This is a genomic window from Dyadobacter ginsengisoli DSM 21015, from assembly GCF_059568735.1.
This window is the reverse complement of record NZ_JCANTY010000002.1, coordinates 134,706-153,822: the sequence shown is the minus strand read 5'-3', so window position 1 is coordinate 153,822 and position 19,117 is coordinate 134,706. Positions and strand designations below refer to the sequence as shown.

General features: G+C 49.6%; 15 protein-coding genes. 5 read left to right on the top strand and 10 right to left on the bottom strand.

What is annotated here, in order from left to right; genetic code table 11:
- The first annotated feature begins 29 nt into the window (after positions 1–29).
- Genes BP71_RS07080 through rpiB form a run of 3 tightly spaced genes read left to right on the top strand, consistent with a single transcriptional unit; the run spans position 30 to position 2,698 of the window.
- Positions 30–1,310: an MFS transporter gene (locus BP71_RS07080; RefSeq protein ID WP_496377867.1), complete on the top strand. Its 1,281-nt coding sequence runs from the start codon at positions 30–32 to the stop codon at positions 1,308–1,310.
- The gene (locus BP71_RS07075) at positions 1,307–2,149 is read left to right on the top strand and encodes a TIM barrel protein (protein WP_496377866.1); all 843 of its coding nucleotides are present in this window, start codon (positions 1,307–1,309) and stop codon (positions 2,147–2,149) included. Before BP71_RS07080 ends, BP71_RS07075 begins: the two co-directional genes overlap by 4 nt.
- Positions 2,150–2,206: 57 nt before the next feature.
- Entirely contained in the window at positions 2,207–2,698 is a 492-nt protein-coding gene (rpiB, locus tag BP71_RS07070; RefSeq protein WP_496377865.1) for a ribose 5-phosphate isomerase B, read from the top strand.
- 187 nt (positions 2,699–2,885) lie between these two features.
- On the opposite strand, the gene BP71_RS07065 is transcribed toward rpiB, so the two are convergent.
- The 3 genes from BP71_RS07065 to BP71_RS07055 form a co-directional block, all read right to left on the bottom strand.
- On the bottom strand, positions 2,886–3,689 hold the full coding sequence (locus BP71_RS07065) for an SDR family NAD(P)-dependent oxidoreductase (RefSeq protein WP_496377864.1): 804 nt from the start codon (positions 3,687–3,689) through the stop codon (positions 2,886–2,888).
- A gap of 18 nt (positions 3,690–3,707) precedes the next feature.
- The gene (locus BP71_RS07060) at positions 3,708–5,402 is read right to left on the bottom strand and encodes a TolB family protein (protein ID WP_496377863.1); all 1,695 of its coding nucleotides are present in this window, start codon (positions 5,400–5,402) and stop codon (positions 3,708–3,710) included.
- 111 nt (positions 5,403–5,513) lie between these two features.
- A complete protein-coding gene (locus BP71_RS07055) occupies positions 5,514–8,402 on the bottom strand; it encodes a TonB-dependent receptor (RefSeq protein ID WP_496377862.1) in 2,889 nt (962 codons plus the stop codon).
- A gap of 717 nt (positions 8,403–9,119) precedes the next feature.
- Between BP71_RS07055 and BP71_RS07050 the strand changes: the two genes are divergently transcribed.
- Positions 9,120–9,896, top strand: a complete 777-nt coding sequence (locus tag BP71_RS07050; RefSeq protein WP_496377861.1) for an NUDIX hydrolase — start codon at positions 9,120–9,122, stop codon at positions 9,894–9,896.
- 893 nt (positions 9,897–10,789) lie between these two features.
- On the opposite strand, the gene BP71_RS07045 is transcribed toward BP71_RS07050, so the two are convergent.
- The 6 genes from BP71_RS07045 to BP71_RS07020 form a co-directional block, all read right to left on the bottom strand.
- Positions 10,790–11,359 carry a PhnA domain-containing protein gene (locus tag BP71_RS07045; RefSeq protein WP_496377860.1) on the bottom strand — a complete coding sequence of 190 codons (570 nt, stop codon included), beginning with the start codon at positions 11,357–11,359 and terminating at the stop codon, positions 10,790–10,792.
- A gap of 57 nt (positions 11,360–11,416) precedes the next feature.
- Positions 11,417–11,737 carry an acyl carrier protein gene (locus tag BP71_RS07040; protein WP_496377859.1) on the bottom strand — a complete coding sequence of 107 codons (321 nt, stop codon included), beginning with the start codon at positions 11,735–11,737 and terminating at the stop codon, positions 11,417–11,419.
- Positions 11,738–11,748: 11 nt separating this feature from the next.
- Positions 11,749–12,054 (bottom strand): DUF983 domain-containing protein, encoded by a 306-nt coding sequence (locus BP71_RS07035; RefSeq protein ID WP_496377858.1) that lies wholly within the window; start codon positions 12,052–12,054, stop codon positions 11,749–11,751.
- Between the two features lie 201 nt (positions 12,055–12,255).
- Positions 12,256–14,115 (bottom strand): proton-conducting transporter transmembrane domain-containing protein, encoded by a 1,860-nt coding sequence (locus BP71_RS07030; RefSeq protein ID WP_496377857.1) that lies wholly within the window; start codon positions 14,113–14,115, stop codon positions 12,256–12,258.
- A 5-nt stretch (positions 14,116–14,120) separates the two neighbouring features.
- Entirely contained in the window at positions 14,121–16,583 is a 2,463-nt protein-coding gene (locus tag BP71_RS07025; protein WP_496377856.1) for a YbcC family protein, read from the bottom strand.
- A gap of 84 nt (positions 16,584–16,667) precedes the next feature.
- Positions 16,668–17,003 (bottom strand): ArsR/SmtB family transcription factor, encoded by a 336-nt coding sequence (locus tag BP71_RS07020; RefSeq protein ID WP_496377855.1) that lies wholly within the window; start codon positions 17,001–17,003, stop codon positions 16,668–16,670.
- Between the two features lie 265 nt (positions 17,004–17,268).
- On the opposite strand from BP71_RS07020, the gene BP71_RS07015 reads away from it, so the two are divergent.
- Positions 17,269–17,784 carry a DinB family protein gene (locus BP71_RS07015; RefSeq protein WP_496377854.1) on the top strand — a complete coding sequence of 172 codons (516 nt, stop codon included), beginning with the start codon at positions 17,269–17,271 and terminating at the stop codon, positions 17,782–17,784.
- Positions 17,785–17,882: 98 nt separating this feature from the next.
- Here the strand turns inward: BP71_RS07015 and BP71_RS07010 are convergent, their stop codons facing one another.
- Positions 17,883–19,100, bottom strand: coding sequence for a DUF3570 domain-containing protein (locus tag BP71_RS07010; RefSeq protein ID WP_496377853.1), 1,218 nt, complete (start codon positions 19,098–19,100; stop codon positions 17,883–17,885).
- Between the last annotated feature and the right edge of the window lie 17 nt (positions 19,101–19,117).

Here is a 19,117-nt window from a genome sequence, read left to right as displayed (position 1 = left end):
ATTTATTTCATTATCACTCGGAACTGCTTTTGAAAACGATTCCAAATTTTCGCTGGTGCGTCGTTGGTCTGATTGCCCTGGCGACCGCTGTCAATTACCTTGACAGACAGAACCTTCCGGTGGCGTTGAGCGAAATTCGCAAAACAATCGCCATTAGCGACAGCCAGTACGGGTTTATTAATAGCCTGTTTCTGCTCGCGTATGGCACTATGTATGCTATTGGCGGACGGATTCTTGATGTATTAGGCTCCCGAAAAGGCTATGCGCTCATGATCATTTGGTGGTCGGTAGCCAATGTGCTGCATGGCTTTGTATCCGGTGTGTTGGGGTTGGGCGTGGCCCGGTTTCTGCTGGGTATCGGTGAAGGAGGTGGTTTTCCTGGCTCGGCCAAAGTGGTTTCGGAATGGTTTCCAGCGAAAGAACGCGCTCTGGCCTTCGGGATTTTCAATACCGGTTCGAGCTTGGGCGCAGTGGTGGCCCCACCCCTGATCGCATCCGTCATTATCGCCCTGAACTGGCGGTGGGCTTTTATCGTTTCCGGTGCGCTGGGCCTGATCTGGGTGCTGGTCTGGCTGCGCGTATATTCTAAACCAGACGATAACCGGTTTGTCACGGAGGAAGAACGGGCTTACATTCGAGCTTCCACCGAACCGGTCGATCCGGGTGAAAGACATGTCCCCTGGCTGAGCATACTTCGATACAAGAAAGTGTGGGGTATAATGCTTGTTAAATTTTTGCCGGATGCCGGTTGGTACTTTTTTATTTTCTGGCTGCCCAAATATCTCAACGACGTCCGCGGACTTGATATCAAAGGTATTGGGGCTTATGCCTGGATACCCTACGCCTTCGCCGGAGCTGGAAGTTTCCTGGGAGGCTGGTTGAGCAGCTATTTGTTGAAAAGAGGCGTTTCGCTGGACAGTTCGCGAAAAATACCTTTGGGGATGGCCGCAGCATTGTTACCCGCATCGCTACTGATCACTGAGGCCTCGCTGCCGATGGCGATTGTCTTTTTTAGCATGGCGATGTTCGGACATCAATTATATTCAACCATCGTGCAAACCATCGTGGCCGATTTATTTCCTTCGGCGATCGTCGGCTCTGTATCCGGTTTAATGGGCTGTGCGGCTACGTACGGGGCAATGCTGTTCAGTCTGGTAATAGGTCTTGTCATCGAACGATTTGGATATAGCCCGGCCTTTCTGATTTCAGGCTTGTTACACCCGCTAAGTTTTGTATTGGTTTTTGTTGTCATCAAAAAAATCGAGACTGCGCCTCTGTTGCCGTCCACTTATTCATTGATCAAGAAATGAAACTATCCATCGCGATTGCAAATACCCATGCTCTGCCCAGTGCCTTTGTGGTTTATAGGGGCTTCGAAGCTTGTATACCTAAGGCGGCTCACCTTGGGTTTCATGGGGTAGAACTTGCGTTGAAACGGGCCGAGGAAGTTGATCCCCCACGGCTTCGCGAATTGCTGACCGACAACTGCCTGGAAGTTTCGTGTATTTCCACTGGGCAGGTATACGCCGACGGCGGTTTGATGCTGACACATGAAAACCCGGTCAAGCGGGAGGAGGTTAAACGGATTTTCCGTGAATTCATCGATCTGGCTGACGGTTTTGGCAAGACGGTCAATATTGGAAGGGTTCGTGGTGCGCTCGAAAACCGACCCTCATTGTATGTGGAAGACTTGTTTATCGAAGTAGCCCGTGAGCTGTGTGACTACGCCCTGGGCAAAGAGGTCACCCTGATTCTGGAACCTGTGAACCGTTACGAAACTGATTTTATCAATACGGTTGAAGAGGGTGTTGCATTGATGAAAAAGGTGGGCCGGCCCAATATGATGCTGATGCCGGATGTTTTTCACATGAATATCGAAGACCGGTCTATTGGGCCTGAACTCGCGAAATACATTGACTACGTTCATTACATCCACGTGGCCGATTCCAATCGCAAGGCACCAGGACAGGGCCATGTCGATTTTCCTAGACTGTTCAATGAACTGTTCGGGGCAGGTTACAACGGCTGGATTTCGGCTGAGATCTTACCCAAACCTGACCCTGACGAAGCTGCCCGCCAAACCGTCGAATACCTTCTACCGCTGTTGAATGTTTACAATGAAAAACAGGCTGCCATGAAACAAGTTTAAGGTTTATAGATTTAGGCAAACGGAAAAACACGTTTAAAACTGAAAGAATATTAGCTAATGGAACAAGAAACAATTCTGATTGGTAACGACCACGGGGGGTATGCGCTGAAAATGACTCTGGTGAAGTATCTAAGGGATAAGGGCTATACGATGGAAGATGTCGGGTCGAATTCGGAGGAGATTGTCCGCTATCCGCACTATGCTGCCGCAGTGGCGGGAGCGATAGCCTGCGGGAAAGCCAGCCGAGGTATCCTGATCTGCTCGACTGGAATTGGCATGAGCATCATCGCTAACAAATATAAGGGCGTTCGGGCCGCATTGTGCTATAGTACCTATCAGGCTAAAATGACGTCAGCTCACAACAAATCCAACATACTTTGTCTGGGAGGTAAATGCATCGGCATTTTCGAGGCCATTGACATCGTTGACAATTGGCTGACGACCCCGTACGAGGGCGGCCGACACGACATTTCGCTGGGTCTGATCGAAGAAACCGAAGCGCTTAATTTTAGAGAGAAAGACGACCTTGACACCCTGGATTCGAGATAAATCATGCTTGTGCTCCAATTATCAATAGCTTTCAAAGCTACATTTACGTCGTAGCCCTGACTCGAGAAATACAGTGCTACGGCATCTTTCCCTTCCTTTGTAAATGGTATTGGATCTTTTGGTGCATCAGCAGCTGTGTTGATGGTTTCACCCGTGAGCTTTCCATCTGTGCGCATCAGGTTGGCGATCAATTAAGCAATGAACGCATCTTTCTTTGGATCAGGTCAGCCGCATATTTTGGGCTGAACCGGTACAGTTTGTCCATCGCCCAGGCGTCCCGGCCCACCACCACGCGAAATTTATCCTTCTTAATGGCACGGAGTATCTGACCGGCGGCTTCCCCGGGCTGTATGGGTTTGAATTTGGATTCGCCGCCCGTATCCGATTTGGGGACATGCAGGCCCGAATTCTGCATGATGTTGGTGGCAACAGCACCCGGAAAAACGACCGTTACCTCCACATGGGTGTCTTTGAGCTCGGCATACAACCCTTCGGTGAGCAGTTTGACAGCTGCCTTGGCTGCGCCGTAGAGCGTCTGGCCAGGTACCGGCACAAAGCCGCCCATACTCGACACATTGGCGATATGCGCTTCCGGCCGCGCCAGCAAAAGGGGTAAAAATGCTTTGATCAGGTAGAGTGTGCCGTAGAAATTAACGGCCATAACGCGGTCGATATCCGCCATCGTCAGTTCAAGAATGGGGCGGAAAGGCTGAATGATACCGGCATTGTTGATGATCCCGTCGACCGTGCCGAAATGGGCGAGCACTTCGGCCGGTAACGAGCTTACTCTTTCCCGATTGGTAATGTCTGCCTGGAAGCCTTTGAATTGACCAGGTCCCAAAGCTGCGAGTCGCCTGGTTTCATCAAGCGCATTGGAATTGATATCCACGCCCGCAACGTTGGTTCCGCCTTGCAGCAGTTGCAAGCTCAGCTCCCGGCCGATGCCGCTTCCGGCACCGGTAACAACAATCGTTTTATTCGCTAATTGCATAGAGTTTTTGGTTGAGGATTACCGAAGCTCACCCGGCACGCCGGTTGGCAGGCCTTTTGAAAGATCCACCTCGATTTTGTGGTTGTCGAGTTGTGTCCGGATGATGCCCGATCCATGACTTTTGCCGGTAAACTTCGCATTGTCGACTTTCAGAAATCCTTTGTGTTTGCCTGTGACTGTAATGTCTGCGTTCCAGTTTGCATCCCAAAACGTTTTCTGACTAATCGTTTCGGAGCCATTCAATACATATTCTCCATCATCTGAAAAATTGACGTATTCGATTTTAAGAACCGTAGCTTCGGAGGGCGATGCAGGCTTTTGCGTGCTTACATTGGCATGGCCGGAGACCAACCCGATCAATTTTCCTTCGGTAGGTTGGGAAGAATCGAGCGGCTTGATGTTTTCCAGGTCCGTTGCCCATTCCATCTTCGGGGTCACGATTTTAAGCGGGGTAGTCGGTTTTCTCGATGTAAATGTAATCATCCGCAGACGACCCATTGCCTCGCCTTTTTTTACCTTTCTCGGATCTCTCTGTTCCCAGAAAACCCCGCGTGTGCTGCTTGGGTGCCAGGTTAAGTTGCCAAAATGGTTGTATTCGGTCAGGTTGTCGGATGCCGTTGTCAGGTTTTGGCCGGTGTATCCGTCCTCGGGTAGGCGGGTCCGGTCGCCATATTGGTCGGTCATTGTCAGGCCGTAATACCTTCTGGCATCCCTGAACCCTTCCACTTCTTCATTCCGCCATTCGGCAACCCCCGGTGCCAGCGCATTGTTGACAATCAGCGGGCGGGGGATCAGGCTAAATGCGTCCATCCGGGTCGTATGCCGGTGCGACTGGAAAATTAACCACTTGCCATCCGGGGACGGGTATACACCCTCATCATAGCTGTAATGCCGGGTGAACCGGCTTACATCACCGGTCGTCAGATCGATTTTGGCGATATCGAAGTTACCCGCCTCGAATGCGCTGATGGTTGTCAGGTACTGACCCATCCCGGTAAAGCTCTTTACCTCTCCGCCTCCAAAGAAGAAGGGCCTGAAATCCGGCGCGCCCGGCAAGGCTGTCTTGTCTCCGGAAATTACTTTGGTTTTAGCGAGTTCATAGCGGTCCCCTTTTTCATCTGAAACGCGTGTTAGTTCGCTTACCAGCACCAGGGCGCTCGGCAATGGCCTGGCCGCCAGCAAAGTGTAGGCCACGTGAAGGCCGTCCTGCGACATGTTACTGGCAATACGGGCGATCGTTTTTCCTCCCGGCACAGTAGGGTAGGTCAGGGGCAATATCCGGGCTTGCTTGCAATCCAGGATAGACGGGCTGCATTCCAGAATCCCGGTTGGCGTGTAAACGCGCTTGCCATCCGGGAGCGGTACCGGCATTTCTCCGCCAATGTTTTCGGGCAGATCACAGGTCAGGCACTTGAATCCTGTGCCGTCGTCTTTCATAACCGCAAGATTCGATTTTTTTGCACCGACCAGCGTAACTTCCATAATCAGGTGTTGGGCATCGGGCAGGTAGTTGACCAACACTGCGTCCAGCACACTGGCAGGTAGAGGGATGGTCGAGACTTTGAATGGTTCTGGCCTGGGTGGGGGAGGAAGTTTTGGCGTAAGCGCGTAATTGGTTTGCTTATCGGGAGCCTTCTGCCCTTTGCTGACGGTCGGGAAATGCAGCAGGCACGCCACACTGCAAGCCCACATCAGATGACTTAACTTTTTCATTTTAAACATTTGGTTTGATTTATAACAGGATTGTGAAATGGATGGTACAATCAGCATTCGCCTTGTGATCGGGTTTTGAGGGAATTATCGCTCGTTTGTGATGGTATTAGCTTAAAAAGTGTAGGTTGCTGTCAGGAAATAAGACCTCGGAGGCAGGCTGAGTGAAAAAAATACGGCATTGGGATTGCCCTCCATCTGGGCCTTTGTGAAGCCCTGTGTGTTCAGCGAAGCCGGAAACCCGCCCGGCGCCGACCAACCCATAATGCCATTTTGATTGAATGCATTATTGACATTGGCCTGAATCTGTAACCTGCGCGAAACGTTATAGCCCAGGTTCAGATTGGTCTGGTCGAAGCCTGGCAGGTAAAATACGTTTGCAACGTTGCCTGCCCGCCTGCCCATATACGACCAGTCGATCGAACCGTAGATTTTGTCCGACGTATAGGTCGGGGAAATGCGCAGGATCTGACGAGGCGAATAGTCGGTTTCGTTACCCGAATAACTTTGAATCTGATCGTCCGCCTTGCCATTGCCATTCAGTACCCAGGTATTGAAATCGATAGCCGTTGATTTCTGGAATGTTGCCACGGCCCTGACACTGAGTTGTTTGGTCAGGTTGTAGGTCCCTTCAATTTCGACGCCCACGGTTTTAAACTTGTTGTAAAGAACGGCGGTCGTGTACGTGGAGGTCAGCTCGGCTGATTCCTGGCCGAGGGCTTGCTGTGGGACTTTGCCCAGCAGACTGTAAAAAGGGGTAACGAAGAGGGAAAACCGGTCTTTTTTGGCTTTGAAACCTACTTCATATTGCTGTGTACTTTGGGCGATCGGGTTGAGGTAATCGGCATTGACCGAAGACTGCACGTTGAGATAGATACCCAGATCGGGCGCTTTGCGGCCCCGCGAATACCGGGCGTATACGGCAAGCTGGTCGTTGAATTTGTAGTTCAGGCCCGCTGAATAGGAGATCGTTTTGACCGATTTATTATAGCCTAAGGTCGAGGTTACGGCTCCGCCCATGTTGTCATATAATGTCAGTGGGTTTTTGTCCGTTCCCCCGTCGGTGGAAGTCGTCGCCGAGGCGATCTGATTGCTGCCTCTAACCCATATACGTTCGAAGCGAATGCCCCAGTCGAAGTTCAATTTGTCGGACATTTCCCAGTTGTGACCAAAGAAACCTGCCAACTGATTTTGGGTGACGTCAAAGATATTAGTGGCAACACTTCGGCCCGAGCCGCCCGTTATGCCCTGCGGGTTGGTAACCTGGTACACCTTTCCCTGCATGTCGGTATACACGATGGCTGTCGGCTGCGGACGTGGGTTTACCATGAGCCCGAACATGCTGCCGACCCCGTTCGGATTGCGCCGACTGACACTGGCATGCGCATAGTACAGACCTCCCGTAAAGCTCATGTGGCTAAGCCGCTTGGTCAGTGTGAGCTGATCGATGGTTTCCTTTACGCGATTGTCAAACACGATCAGCGGATTGAACAACAAGGAGTTTTTCTGGATCTGCTCCCCGGGAAGGCTGCTGCTGTTGACCGTAAATTTAAGTCCGGCGGGTGCCCCGTTCACGAAGTTGATGCCTTGGGTAACATTGGCCAACTCGGTACCGGTGGCCAGATCCCGGAACGAATACGTACCGAGCTTTCCTGCCAGACTGTTCACTCCGTAGAATGTCACGTTATCAATCGCAAACGGGTATGGAATGGAGGTTGTGTTCCAATACGACGTTTTGTAGGAATAACGGACCTTGTTGTCGATCGTCCATCCTTTGCCGAAACTATGGTCAAAATTGAGCCCGATGGCCAGGTCCTTGGAATGAATCTTGTCCCGCGAATCGAAAGTACCCCGCTCGCCGGTCTGGTTGATGGTGTAGTCGGCGGAAACAGCAGGGATCAGTACCGAGCTTGTTTGCTTGACGCCGGGCGCGAGATGAGGGTTTTTGAAATCAACGGTCGGCAACTGTTCAAACCACGAATTGTGGTCGTTCAGGTACTTGGCGTACAATTTCAGTGAGCCCTTTTTGAAGTGTTTCGCCACATTGGCTTTGATTTGGCCGCCGTTGTTCATGGGATACCCCGGATAGCGGGCGCCGTTGTTCTGCCGCCAGAAGCCGCCCAAGTTAAAGGTGAGCGTCTTGTCGCTGCCTAGCGGGCCACCAGCATTGACATCGGCCCGGTAATAGGGATTTCGGCCGTCGCCTTCCAGCCCGAATTTGACCCGCGCCTGCGCCTCAAACGTCTGGCCTCCAGTTTTGGACACATAATTGAAGATGCCGCCTGGCGCATTGTTGCCGAGAATCGACGCTGTGCCGCCCCGGACGGCTTCTAATTTGCCTAATGTAAGGTCTGGCCGCAGGAAGAAATCCGGGCCATAGTTTCCATAGGTGGCATTCGTTACAGGCAGGCCGTCCTCTTGCATCGAGACGTAGTAATACCCGTTGGACACATCGTTTCCGCCCACATTCACGCCTCTGGAACTGACCGTGTTGCGGATTTCCCCCAGCGATGAGTTGACGTACACGCCTGGCACATTCCGCAACAGATCGGCCGCGCTCAGCGGGGCCTGCATTTGAATGAGCTTGGAGGGAAGAACGGATATCGCGACCGAGGATTCCATCCGGCTTCGCTTATCGAACACACCGGTTACGATCACTTCATCCAGACTGGCAGGACTTTCAGTAAGCGTCACATCAATGGTCGTCTGGGAGCCGACTGCTATCTCCTTGGGCAAAAAACCAATAAAACTAAACACCAGCGTCGCGGACGGGCTAAGGTTCGAAAGCTGATAGCTGCCCGAACCATCGGTAACGGTGCCCTGTGCGGCACCTTTCACTTTTACACTGACGCCCAAAAGGGCTTCTCCTTTTCCATCGGCCACCTTTCCGTGAACCGATGACTGAGCTAACGCAACCTGACAACTGAAAACGAATAGGAACACAAGTCCAGAGAGCGGCCGAAACATCTTTTTAGGCCGGGGAAGGTAGAATTGTCTGTTCATCTATATATCGGTTATTGTGTACAAATCAAGTAATTGCTTTTGCCCCGGCGAATGATATTGTCAGGTTGTATTTTTCCATGATGATTCGTTTCTGAAACACCGCTTTTTACTCATAATTTTCCATTAAATACCTATCTATCGCCGCCAGAAACATACGCTGGCTAATCGTCCCTGGCGCAGACGGACAGCTCAGGGAATCCACAAGTCAACAGAGAATACCGGCAGCTTTCCGAGCGAAAGGCTGAGAAATTTTAAAAAATCCAATCATGTCATAATATCATGACTGGAAGCTACTTATTTCAATGCGTAAATATTTAATCATATATTACTTCACAAATATAGAGGTAAAATATTATTATTATCTACACAAATAGATAATATTTTTTTCGCTTTTATTCCAAATTTTAATGCCGTCATCCTAGTCACTGGAAGCCTACAATTTTTCAACTAAACTTGCCGTCTCCTTTTAAGGGACGTTGTTTGATTGTGTCGTCTTCGCTCGGCTATGCATTGAATTAATTTAAGAAAAGGACTCACCGGGATATGTTCTGTGTTCATATTTACCAGCGACTTCCGGTTTGAAATGAAGTGGGCAAATGAGAAATTGGCGGATATTTTCTACAATAGCAGATAATACGGACAAATCTGTATATTTGGGACCTCCGTAGCCGTCACTTTGCGGGATGCCCGGGGGACTTTAAGTGGACAAAATGCTAGATGGAAACAGTAAGTGACAAGAATTATATTGAACAGGTATCTGTTGAGTGTGTCATTCTGGGTTACCAGAACAGGCAGCTGAAAGTACTGGTGCCTAAACTTTCTTTCAAAGGCGATTTTTGGGGCCTGCCCGGCGGTTTTGTCTATCAGGATGAGGACACAGACGAAGCGGCCAGGCGAATACTTCATGCGCGCACGGGTATCAAGGACGTGTATCTGGAACAATTTCAGGTGATGGGAAAGGCAAACCGGAATAGCCGGGCTTTCCTGGACCGGATGATAGCGCAGAATGCCGACCTGTTCAACAACCCACTCGTCGAAGGACAAAGGAGCCGAATGGACTATGACTGGTTTACGCGGCGTTTCATATCCATTGGCTACTATGCGCTGGTAGATATGAGCCAGGTCGTTCCGCAGAAGACGGACCTTGACGTATCGATCGACTGGTATCCGATCAAAGAATTGCCTCCGATGATCATGGATCACAACCAGATCGTGGAAAATGCGCTCACGACGCTCAGGCTCACAGTTGACCAAAAATTAAATGCATTCAATCTGCTCTCGGAAACCTTCACGATGCAGGAAATCCAGGAGCTTTACGAGGCAATTTTTGACAAACGTTTTGCACAGAACAACTTTCCCAAACGCATTCTACGCCTGAATGTCTTGGAGCGTCTGGAGAAGAAGTATACCGGGGCCGCCAACAAGGCGCCGTACCTATACCGTTTCAATAATCAAAACCATAGTCAACTGCTGATGAATGATTTGTTTGAATGATGGGTTCTTTATCAATTTCTAGATATATCGAAGCTACCGTGCCCAGTGCGGGCATTCTCAATTAGTAGGAAATGCTTTTAGCATAGATTCTCCCGGTACATCGGAAAAAATCAGAATAGGGGTGTTTGGCGGAACAAGGCGGATTCTTTTAATGGCTGGTAGTAGTTCGCTTTGCCGGACGAAGTCTACAAGGATTACAGTGTCGTACTGTCTGAGCGAGAGTAGCTCCAATACGTGCTCGGCAGATATAGCAGCATAATAGTGGAAGGACGGAAAGTGTTTTTGCAACAATGTCTGGGTTGGCGCGCCTGACTACGGCTCGATGCTCCCTATGGAGGATATTTTTCATTGACAGAGATAGGTGTTAAATATAGCCGGCCAGTTCGCTCCTCTTTACAATTATAACCAGGTCCACGGGACCCGGCCATAATATTTCGAACTATCCTAAGAGCGGTTTTTCCTCGATATTCTTCCGCGGTACTTGTTTTGGTCTACTGGAAAGTGTCCCCTTAATATTTGAACAAGTGGTTTGCCGGTAAAGCTCAACCAGGTACAGGCCATTACCAGTCTGTTCACGTTCATTTATTGCAGCTGGAACGTTTTTTCGATTAATGGCCAGCGGTCAGAGAAGCTCCAATGGGGCATCTGATAATTTTCCTTTCAATACTGCTGGTAATTCCCTTTGATAAATAATAGGATCTTAAGGTTGGTCTTGCCAGTCGTTTGCTCATTTGAAAGGCATCAGGCGAAAAATAAAAAGAGCAGCAGCAGAAAAATAATGATAAACAAATAGTACAGCCCGTCGACAAAGGGGTACTTTTGACGGTCAAGTTGTTTGAAAAGCTGATTTAATTTCTGGATCATTTTTTTATCAGGGAGAGGTTAATAGGCCTTTAAACTTGCTTGCGAAGGTACTTGGTCAATATGACGATCACTTGACCGTCGATCTTGCCTTCAATTTGCTCTGTATTCTCTTCCACAACCCGTATGTTCTTTATTACAGTGCCCATTCTGGCGTTCAGGGAGCTCCCTTTGACATCCAGTGACCGGGTGAGCACAACCGAGTCCCCGTTTTTTAGAATATTGCCATTGCTGTCACGGTGAACGGCCAAATCAGCGGCTCCCTGGTGATCCGAACTTGCCTGGGCCCATGCCAGTAAATCCTGGTCCAGATACATCATATCCAGATTGTCGGCAGCCCAACTTTCATTTTTCAGTCGACTAAGCATACGCCAGGCTACGATCTGGACGGCTGGAACCTCGCTCCACATAGCCTCGGATAGAAAACTCCAGTAATCGCTATTCATTTCCTGCTCTCTTTCTATCTGTGCCCGGCAATTCTTGCATATGATGATCTCACTGTCGGTGTAACCGACCGGAGGGATCTGATAAACGGAGATCTGCTGATCGGACTTACATAGTTCACATGCGTTGCCGCTTCTTTTTTCAAGTTTCAAATTCATATATGGTCAAAAATTGTTTTCCTCAATTGCACGTTATTGTCCGAGTGATATGCAGGTTCATCGCTGTATTTTCTCGTAGATTAATCTGATAATTCCGTCGACGGTCCGGATCTCATCGGACTCCTGATCTGAAATGATTATGTTAAACTCGGTTTCCAGGACGACAACCAGTTCCATTATATCCAGTGAATCAAGTCCAAGGTCCGCCTGTAAATTCATCGAACGGGTAATGACCAAATCCATTGGCGTGAAGCGGTCGTATAAGATGTTAATAATTTGTTTTTCAGTGAGTTGCATGTGGTGGTGGTCGGGGTGAATGATAAGGTCGTTTTTAGATAGAGATATTTTAGACCTGGCGATCGGGAGTTCCATAGTCATTGTAACCATCTTTACCTATCGCTCTGCAGCTTGAAACCCACAAATATGTGAATCCAGATAGATCTGCCGAGCCGGATGATCAGCGGTTGCAACGCCAATAGCGTGATGGTGATCGCAACGAAGAACCATTCCAGTGCTATGCCGAGCACGACGAGCAGGAGTACGGAAAGCACGGTCATAATCAGTATCACGATCGGGAAACTGGTCCATAGGGCGCCAATGTAAAATCCAGGCTCGATCTTGAAGTCCTGTCCGCAGACCGGGCATGAGTCAGGCATCTTCAGGCTATCCCTGAGCACATATGGATTTTTCTTCACAAAAAGATGGCCTTTACGGCAGCGTGGGCATTTCATTCCTAGAATACTATTTACCAAAAGGATAGGGCTGGTCTTTGAAGGCTGTTCCACTTTGCTATTCTCTTGCTTGCCATCATTCATTAGCTGAGTTCAATGTTTTCTATGTTGTTTTTATGTTTATCTCTATCTGACAGGCCTGTTTTCTGGACATAGCCGGTTTAGTCAGGACGAGCGGTAGGTCAATTCATATTGTGAGCGCATGCCCGGCCCCAGGAAGACCCTTGCATAAATGCGGATCAGGGATAAACCGTTAATAATGCACCCCAGCGACACACAAAATGCAAAAAAGACCTGATTTTGATGAATGTGGGAGAACACAAGATCCTCGCCGATAAACGTTGGCGTGATGGGAAATCCTGACAATCCCAGGCATGAAAGAAAGAATACGATCCCAATTCGTTTATGCCGTTGAATATGCCCGTGAAACTGGCCTAGTCCGATGTGGCGTTCCAACTTTCGAAGGCGTGACAGGCACCAGTAACCGGCCAGACCGGTAACGATGACCCCGCTTAAATACAGCAGGAGCTGATCTGCGGGGACCGCTTCGTTGTACGATACGGCTAGAGCAACCCAAAGATGGTTTGTAATAACCAGTATCCAGCTCAGCCAGACATTTTTCCTTTCGGAAAAGGATTTGATGGCCATTATCAGCCCAAGGAAAGAAAACACAGCAGGCAACCAGCTCCGTAAGTCCTGGGGGAGATAGTGTTGGTTAAAACTAAGAAACGCGCCCGCCAGGTAGGCGGGAATAAAGAACAGGCCTACTCGGCGGGCAGTAAGAAAACCGAGCACCCCTCCAACCTTTTTAAATGGGTTCCACAGATAACGGTACATGAAAAGATCCAGTCCCCATTCTTTTAGGCTGAGCATATATAACCCGGTTCGAAGGCGATCCGGAATCCATCTTTCCAAGCTGGCAGAATGGGATTCTTCGGCTCGCCGATAGCCACCGATCCTCTGGCTCACTATGGAAGGGGATATTAAAAGTTGGGTAGCCCTCAAAAAGGCATTTCCGGCAAAATGCAGCAACGCAAGGTTTTCCAGACCTGCCGCAATCTCCACAAAAATTAATCCGATTTGCGAAATGGATGCATAGGCAATCTGACTCTTCACCGACGATTGCACCCGTGCAATGCCTGTTGCGACGATGCCTGTTGATAACCCAATCGTGCCGATCAACAGACGGATCCCAGGTTGGTGCTGCCAGAACGGCCATGTTCTCAGCAGCAGGAACACACCCATATGCGCAGAAAGGGCGCCATAAAAGATCGCTGTCGAAGGGGTAGGCCCTTCCATCGCCCGGGGAAGCCAGGACGAAAATGGCAATTGAGCGGATTTGGCTGCCGCAGCAAGGACAATCATAATGGAAACGGCGATGCCAATCAGACCGTGTGCCTGTAACTGACGGTGTACCAGCTGGTAGTCGGATATTTTTTCAAAAGTAATGTAGGTGCTCCATAAGTGATGGCTCGCCCAGACAGCCAGCAATATGCCCACATCCGCGAGGCGGTAAACCGAAAATACCTTGACCGCATTTTTGACAGGTAAATAGCGGTCCCTGTAAAACGAGATCAGCAGGAATGAAGTGATGCCCAGGATTTCCCAGCCGATAAAAAGCGTCTCGAAATTCCCTGAGAAAATGGTGATGTTGTATCCTGAATAAAAAAGGAGAATGGTGTAGAAAAAGCGCTTGTAACCTTCCTCCCGGTGCAGGTATCTTCTGCTGTAAGTAGTGACAAGGAAAGTTAGTACGGATCCCGTGAGAAGGAAGACAAAAGTGATTTTGTCAAAGAACAAACTCAGGGTATATTCGTAGCTGCCAGACTTGAAAATCACCATGCTCCCTGCGGCGAGGGACTGGCGGCAGGTCAGTATCCAGAAGGCTGTAAATGCCAGGGAAGTAAGCAGTTGCAGGCCTGTCGTAATGAATACGATGCGGGAGATCAGCCCCTCGTTTTGGGAAGGGGCAATAAGGCTTATCAAAAATCCGGCCAACGGAATCAGTAGCAACAGTATGATCATACACGTCATGGCTCCACAGCATTTTCATGATAAGCAGATGGGCGGTAAGCCACAAAACGATCATCCTTAAACCTGAGTAAAGCGCCGCTTCCGGGCTCAATCACCACCAAATGGACCCACTCGTTTGCAAACCATTCACGAAGCTTATCGGATCCGCCGATGATCGTTGAGACGACACTGGGGAAATGTTCAACAATCATCAAGAGACGGACAGGGTCATGGAGTTCAGTCATCTGGCTGGGTAGTCCGGTCCGTAAGTCTCCTTCCATGCCATTTGCGACCCCTAAAAGTCCCATGACGTTATGAGGAAGTTTACTACCCGCCCCGAGCCGGTGATTATCTGTCCGCGAGAAGAAGTATTCTAGGTTAATGCCGGCGCAAACCGGCGTTGCTGTGCTTAAAATATCGTACAGGGTCTCGCCATCGGGATCGCTGGCATAATTGTACGAATTCATAAAAAGGCGCCTGTTCCAAAAGAGTCCTCTGGACAAGTTCCGGTGCCCGACGATGCAAACCGCATTCGTAGCATGGTTGAGCTCGGGACGAGGTTCAAACAGGGAGACGGATCTGGACCTTACCGCCTGATGAGCCCTTTCAGGCGTCAGTTTGGGGTCTACGGAAGCGAACCTTCCGGCTCTTTCTTTCGCATTCAGGTCCAGGGCACTGACAAAAGCTTTACGGTTGATGTCATGCCGCCGACCGTTTTCTTTGGAAAGCGTTTGGGTGTCGTAAAAAGTGAGATCATCCCGGGTGGTATCGTGAAGGGCCCCCACGAACTGGGTGCGGTCGGGGATATGGATTCCCTTTTTATTAAGCAGCTCGCGTACTTTTTGATGATTGGCCATCCAGGCCAAAACCCTGGCATTGATCGCGCCCGGATTGCCCGAGCAGGCTCCGCAATCGTATGCGGCATAATGGGGGTTGTTGACACTGCTCGCTCCATGGCCGATCACATATACAACCCGGGCAAAATCAACTGTCAGATCGATGCTTCGCAGCACGCTTTCGACGCAGTCGGCCATTTCGGGTACTGTGTAGCCAATTTGCAAGCCATTCTCCAACTCGAATGAGGCGCTGTTTTCGATGCTGAGCCAGGGGGCGTTGTCCTGTTCTTTGACAGGCTCGGGTGTGACCAGGCCTGACTGGGGCCTGAAAATGTTCAGCAGTAGCTTGAATGTAGCCCAAAAGCCAAATGTCTGCGAAATAAGCCAGCCCCGGAAAAGAGAATTGGAGCCTATGGGAAGATCAAGGCTGGTCTTGCGGGTTTGTGTTGCGCCAACCAGCTTGATCAGGTGCGTAGGTTTGCTTTGGGCCGGGGCTTGTTTGGTATAACTTCCGCCGGGTTCAGTCTGGAAAAAGAACGATACACCAAAAAAGCCGGGTGTCCCGAAGGTTTCGCATGCAGGATCAGCCTGCTCGAGATGCCGACGGAGTGAGCCGGAGCGGTCGTCCAAACAAAACAAACTTTGAGAGGATCGGTTGTTATGCTGTTCATGGTTGCCCTTCCGGCGGGAAAGCATGGCCAGTACCTGATCGTAGTAGGTCCATTCAAAAGCATTTTGCCAGATTGCCAGTACCTGCTCCAGTTCGGTCTTTTCCACAGGAGCGAAAATATCCCCGGACACCGTCCCGACCTGCTTGCCCAATGGTAGCCAGGTGTTCCCGAAACGGGAATCCAGCGCGTCGATTTCCAGCAGCAATTCAAGCTGAATCAGCTCCCGGACGGAAATTCTTCTTTCCAGTGGAAGGCTTCCGGGGGTGTTTTCGACCCAGGAAGCCATGCCTGACCATCCGGGGTGGGCAAATTGCTGGTCAAAGATATATTGCCGGTATAAAGCGGGCCGGCCAACAAGGGTATCCAAAAGGTCTTTTGTCTCGCAGGAAGTATCTAGTAGGAGGCGCGAAGCACGTTTATTGCGAAAGAAACTCACCAGGCCGTTCTGCTCCATTTTGCGAAGGGAGCTGATAAACCCTGCCGGGTCTACCGGAAAACGCCAGGTAGCGATCCCTTGGTCCAGGTAACCGGACAGGATACGAAACAGAGCCGGATGTGTTTGCGAGTCAAGGTCAATTTTATATAATCTCTTCCAGTTGGATCGCAGTGATCCGATACGAGCGTGCTTGTGGCTGCTGTATTGTTTGGAAAAAAGCCTGTCCTGCCAGCTTTCGAAATCTTTGCCGGGATGTTCTTCCATCATCACCCGTTCCAACGCGGAGCGACTGATACGTCCCGAGCTGTAAAGCGACCTGTACTCCTCCAATAGAAGGTAAAGCTGGTAACCAAAAATCTTCGAGGCGCGGGCAAGTCCGTCTTCGAATTTTAACCCTTGAAAGCCATGTAGCGGGTTGTGGTGTATGAAATCTTTCAGCGGGGGTTGTGAAGGCAAAAAATGCCTCAGCAGTGCAAGCGTGTCCTGCTCGTTGTATAAGCCATTTTTGGCCCGACTATCGTTAATTGAGGCATTCATTTACTTTTGCTGCTGTCTACCGCTAACATATCCGTGGGATATCCCGATCTTCTTCATCGGTTCCGCGCATTCCTGCATAAACCATTAGCCTATATCTGAGGGAATAAGCTCTTTGAGCATTTCCTGCGACTGTTGGAGTTGGCGCGCGTATATATTTTTCGCCAGATCGAGGAACTGATAGACTTCCCGGTCATGGACATGATAGTAGATCGTGGTTTTTTTTCTGCGGCTGCTTACAAACTTCATTGCACGTAGTTTGGCCAGATGCTGCGAGAGAATGGATTGTTCGGTTTGTATAATAGCCTGCAATTCACTCACAGAAAGCGGGCCCTCTCTGAGCGCGTCCAGGATTGCCAGACGGACAGAATGCCCCAGCGTCTTGAAGAACTCGGCTTTATAAAGGTGTAGTGGGCTATTCATGCTTAATTCTTATATTAGAATATTCAAATATAAGTGATTTTATCGACTTTCAACGATTTTGGTTTAAAAATCCATCGGCACCGGTGTTTCCACGAAGTGGAATTTTGCGCCGAAGTTTGTTGCCTCACTGAGCTGGTACCGGGCGTGAAGGTGACTGTTTGCCGTTGTCAGGTTTTGGTCTACAATACATATCTTTCTGTCGATGAGATTTGCGCTGTTCCGTAAATTCCATTGAACTTAAGCACTTCAATGAAAATACATTTTTATGACTGAATCTTTCGAGGCATATAAGGAACGTATTATAAGCTATGTCCAGGGACGGGAGCCGTTACAAATGCAGGCGCAGACGGCTGACATTCTCGAATACCTGGTATCCAATGTTCCACCGGAGATATTGCTGCTCAGGCCTTTACCAGGAAAGTGGTTAATTACTGAAATTCTGGCGCACCTGGCCGACGATGAACTTGTCGGGGCTTACCGGATACGTACAATTCTTAGCATGCCGGGAACTGGGATCCAGGCATTCGATCAGGCTGAGTGGGCCATTAGAGGCAAGTATGCAGAAGTGCCGGTGCGGGATTCCATTGCATTGTTCAGGCAATTGAGGCAGAGCAATCTTAACTTGTATCACCAGCTTGAGCCAGCGCAATGGGATTTTTATGGTATCCACCAGGAGCGGGGAATGGAAAGTATCCGGGACATCGCATTGTATTATGCCGGCCATGATATAAATCACCTGGAGCAGATCAGATACATCCTTTCAGGCGCGGGCCGCGATTAAAAAAGGGTAGGGGAGCCCCGGCAAAAATTGCTTACGCGGAGCTTCCCTTTTCACCTGCGGTGAATCGAGCATTGCATTCAATCAGTCTGTCGGGCCGTTTACTTAAACTTGACGGCCAGCGTGACGATATCAGATTGCATTCCTGTCCCGGCATTGCGGTAAAAGTGGCCGTAACGAATCTCCAATGACGCAAGATGACGGATGCCCATCACACCGCCCGGAGGTGCAAGCCTTATACCCATGCCGCCAAAATGGCTTTGGAAGGATGATAAATCATAATCGCTCGTATAATAGGTAGCGTCAGGGTTATGCTGCTTGTAGGGGGCAAAATATCTGACGCCACTCTGCGTATTGAACCTGTAATAGGGGCTTAACGACAAAAACGGCGTAATTTTGACAGGGGCTTCCAGTGAAACAGTATGGGCGCTCATTCCCCAGTTGTCGGCATAAAAGCGATAAAACCCCCGCAATACAATACGGTCGCCGACAAAGTAACTTCCGCGCAGGCCAACGGGCAGTTTGAACCGGCTGCCGGGTAAATGCTCTACCTTTTCGCTTCCGTCGGTAAAATACGTGCGGTGGAAAGGAGTACCGAGCAAACCTTCCTGATAGGTTGGTTCTACGATAAACATCAATTGCAAGCGCTTGTTGACGATCTGCGAGAGGGCGATCGAGCCGTTATAAGTGTTCCTGGGTTTATGATAGAGATTGGATTTGTCCCCCTCGGCGCCGGAACTATAACCGCTTGGCCGCAATTCGGAAGGTAGAATCGCGATGTAGGTGTCTTGAAATGTCCCCGCTTTCAGGGTTATCTCCCGGTTATTGTCTTTGGAAGATTTCGTGAAATTGATCCCGAAACCATAGGATTTGTAGTCATACTCGGTAGAATAGGAGAACATAGCCCCCTTGGTCGTGCGGTTGGCATCATTTTTCATGTTCCAGGATAGACTCGGATAGATATGCGTATCGCTTCTGGAAGCCGAAGAAATCGTCAAAGGGTCAATCTTGTCCTGAGAAGCAGACGAATAGTAATCGATGTTCGCTTCTGCTGAGATCGTGTGGACGCGGTTTCTCCGGTCGGTCTTGCTCAGGCGTATTTCCAGCGAGTTCGCAAAATCATAGAGCTTTTCCGTGCCGATTCCACCTGTAATCGCGGAGTTGTTGCCATTCTGATGGTAGTAGCCTGAAACGAAATTGACTTCTTCGATTTTCAGCTTTTTGGGCTTGTACCCATTTTCGGTGCTATCTGGTGATTGTGCCCGCACTGATCCGAAAAAGCTCAATAGTGCCGCGACGGTATAGGTTATTCTCTTCATAAGGTTCTGATAGTAGG

Coding starts and splice junctions, on each gene's coding strand:
- BP71_RS07010 (WP_496377853.1), bottom strand. CDS start 19,100: ATGAAGAGAATAACCTATACCGTCGCGGCACTATTGAGCTTTTTCGGA.
- BP71_RS07050 (WP_496377861.1), top strand. CDS start 9,120: ATGGAAACAGTAAGTGACAAGAATTATATTGAACAGGTATCTGTTGAG.
- BP71_RS07065 (WP_496377864.1), bottom strand. CDS start 3,689: ATGCAATTAGCGAATAAAACGATTGTTGTTACCGGTGCCGGAAGCGGC.
- BP71_RS07030 (WP_496377857.1), bottom strand. CDS start 14,115: ATGATCATACTGTTGCTACTGATTCCGTTGGCCGGATTTTTGATAAGC.
- BP71_RS07075 (WP_496377866.1), top strand. CDS start 1,307: ATGAAACTATCCATCGCGATTGCAAATACCCATGCTCTGCCCAGTGCC.
- rpiB (WP_496377865.1), top strand. CDS start 2,207: ATGGAACAAGAAACAATTCTGATTGGTAACGACCACGGGGGGTATGCG.
- BP71_RS07040 (WP_496377859.1), bottom strand. CDS start 11,737: ATGACTATGGAACTCCCGATCGCCAGGTCTAAAATATCTCTATCTAAA.
- BP71_RS07015 (WP_496377854.1), top strand. CDS start 17,269: ATGACTGAATCTTTCGAGGCATATAAGGAACGTATTATAAGCTATGTC.
- BP71_RS07020 (WP_496377855.1), bottom strand. CDS start 17,003: ATGAATAGCCCACTACACCTTTATAAAGCCGAGTTCTTCAAGACGCTG.
- BP71_RS07055 (WP_496377862.1), bottom strand. CDS start 8,402: ATGAACAGACAATTCTACCTTCCCCGGCCTAAAAAGATGTTTCGGCCG.
- BP71_RS07025 (WP_496377856.1), bottom strand. CDS start 16,583: ATGAATGCCTCAATTAACGATAGTCGGGCCAAAAATGGCTTATACAAC.
- BP71_RS07060 (WP_496377863.1), bottom strand. CDS start 5,402: ATGAAAAAGTTAAGTCATCTGATGTGGGCTTGCAGTGTGGCGTGCCTG.
- BP71_RS07045 (WP_496377860.1), bottom strand. CDS start 11,359: ATGAATTTGAAACTTGAAAAAAGAAGCGGCAACGCATGTGAACTATGT.